The following is a 2,183-nucleotide window of genomic DNA, read 5'->3' on the forward strand; positions in this document are numbered from 1 at the left end:
ATTGCTTCCTTCCAGGAAGAACTCTCGGCCATGGGCTACAAGTACCAGTTCATCACGCTGGCCGGCATCCACATCAACTGGTTCAACACCTTCCAGTTCGCCCATGCATACGCCAACGGCGAAGGCATGAAGCATTATGTGAACATGGTCCAGGAACCCGAATTCGCCGCGCGTGAAAAGGGCTACACCTTCGTGTCGCACCAGCAGGAAGTGGGCGCGGGCTACTTCGACGATGTGACCACGGTGATCCAGGGTGGTACTTCCAGCGTGAAGGCACTGACCGGTTCCACCGAAGAAGAGCAGTTCCACTGATCTTCAGCGGCTCCTGGCGCTCGTGAGGGCGCTGGGGGAGGGCAGGGGGAAAAACCACTTGATGCTTTGGTGTCAGGTGGTTTTTGCTTTGTGGGTCTGGATTCAGCTGTGGAGGCTGCGGTCCTATCGTCACTGACGGCTTTCGACTGTGGATTCAGCCGGCCGATGCAACCCAAAGCAGTCGGTCATCAGGTCACTTCCAGAGCTCCCGAAGAAACCTCGCCTGGCGGTCTAGTACTTGGTCCCGCGCTGATTTATCAAGCACGTGCCCCTGGCCCGCAAGAGCTATGAGTTCGCAATGGCTGGCGACACTCCGCGCTCGGTCGCAGAACGCCCGACTCCTATCAATAGGTGTGGTCTTATCGACGTCTCCCTGCATGATCAGGGTGGGCGCGATGCGATTGGTTAAGGTGTGCATGGGCGAAAAGGACGAGGGTTTACCGTGTCCTTTCATCAGGTCACGAAATAACCCGTCGGCAACGGCATCTACTACGGGCGAGACTAGAAGCAAGGCGTCAGGGCCGTCATTGCCAGTGCTGCCGTCTACAGAATTGCAACCGACCGTCGCCGCAGAAGCCACAAGTTGACCGCTCGACGAAATTCCCCACAGGGCAATCCGCGATGGAGCGAGACCAAGCCTGTCTGCATTCTTCCTCATGAACGCGAGTGCATGGCACACATCCGAGAATGATTCGACTGGCGAATTCGTTGCGTCTGCCAGTCTGTATTCAAGAACTACAGATACGAATCCCTTGTCTGAAAAGTATCGCGCCGACCTGAAGAGTTGCTCAGGGCTGCCACGCGTCCATGCGCCGCCTTGTACAAAAAGAATGGCAGGCTGCGCGCTACCTGAGGCGGCCTGCGGCGGAAACTCGAATACTCGAAGGTCGCGGCCCGCGATGTTTCGGTACACCGTGCCACTAGGTGTCGCAAGCTGTTGCGTAGGCTCTTCGGTAGCTCGCGCGAACGTAATTGCGGCAAAAAAACCAAGCGAGATTGCGCAGATGCGGCGCAGTCCGCACGGTTTCCAAGAGCGCTTGCTTTCCTGCATGGAACGTCTCCTAATAGCTCGCCGTCAGCAGACGCTCTCCGAAGACGACTATCGACTGGTTGATGCCGCTCAGCCTATTCCCATACCTGTCATTCGTCTTTGCCCAAAGTCGGGCTGGGGGAATGGCACCGCTTGAAGCCAATAAGGTACTGGTAGTAAGGGCGGGCCATGACCTCATCCAAGGATTCAACAGCTGGCCTACCAATGCGTCCGGACAGATGCAGAAATAGGTTGTTCCCCACACAAACCATCACATGCGCGCCCCATGCCTCGGGGCGGTCGTGCACCATCGCGATGTCAAACGTTTGGGGTGGAGCAACTTCGTAGGTGTACTCCGTATCCTCCCACAAATTGCTGGAACGCAAGTTACCAATGGAATACCCGTGCTCACGCAGAAATTCATAGGCGTACCACTGGCAGTTGGCACCACCGGTAAAGCCGCTCACCCCTGGGGCGCCGGGATACCGATCGAAGTTGAAAGGCACATCGTAGAATCGCACCGGCACTCTAATGGGCGACCTATTTAAGTCAAGTGACTCAGGCGAACAGAATTGAGGAATGCACATGCCGGTCATCGCAAGCTTCAATTAAAAAATAGGCAATGACGTACATGGATCGGGGTGTAACAAGCGGTCTGGAGTGGCGTAGAGCCAGAGGCTTTGATCATCGGATCTCCTGGGAAGACTATCAAGATGCCCAGGCGAGCGGCTCAACGTAGGTCATGCTCCCCGATGGTGCTCCATCATTTCGCCAGTCACATGACACCATCAGAATACGTGATTGCAAATAGCATGACAAGCGGGTCCTCCTGGCTGACATT

General features: G+C 56.0%; 2 protein-coding genes, 1 pseudogene and 1 riboswitch. Of the genes and pseudogenes, 1 reads left to right on the forward strand and 2 read right to left on the reverse strand.

The annotated features are described in order from the left end of the window. Window positions 1-312 (forward strand): annotated as a pseudogene (locus RR928_RS17890) (isocitrate lyase); the annotation flags it as partial. Window positions 313-505: 193 nt separating this feature from the next. Here the strand turns inward: RR928_RS17890 and RR928_RS17895 are convergent. Together RR928_RS17895 and RR928_RS17900 are read right to left on the reverse strand one after the other, a co-directional pair. Beyond that, window positions 506-1,363 (reverse strand): alpha/beta hydrolase, encoded by an 858-nt coding sequence (locus RR928_RS17895; RefSeq protein WP_332683594.1) that lies wholly within the window; start codon window positions 1,361-1,363, stop codon window positions 506-508. 89 nt (window positions 1,364-1,452) lie between these two features. Next, window positions 1,453-1,863 carry a hypothetical protein gene (locus RR928_RS17900; protein WP_332683597.1) on the reverse strand — a complete coding sequence of 137 codons (411 nt, stop codon included), beginning with the start codon at window positions 1,861-1,863 and terminating at the stop codon, window positions 1,453-1,455. A 187-nt stretch (window positions 1,864-2,050) separates the two neighbouring features. Then, window positions 2,051-2,131: riboswitch (ZMP/ZTP riboswitch) on the reverse strand. Window positions 2,132-2,183 lie beyond the last annotated feature (52 nt).

It is taken from the genome of Comamonas sp. (genome assembly GCF_036666375.1).
Classification (GTDB): Bacteria; Pseudomonadota; Gammaproteobacteria; order Burkholderiales; family Burkholderiaceae_C; genus Comamonas.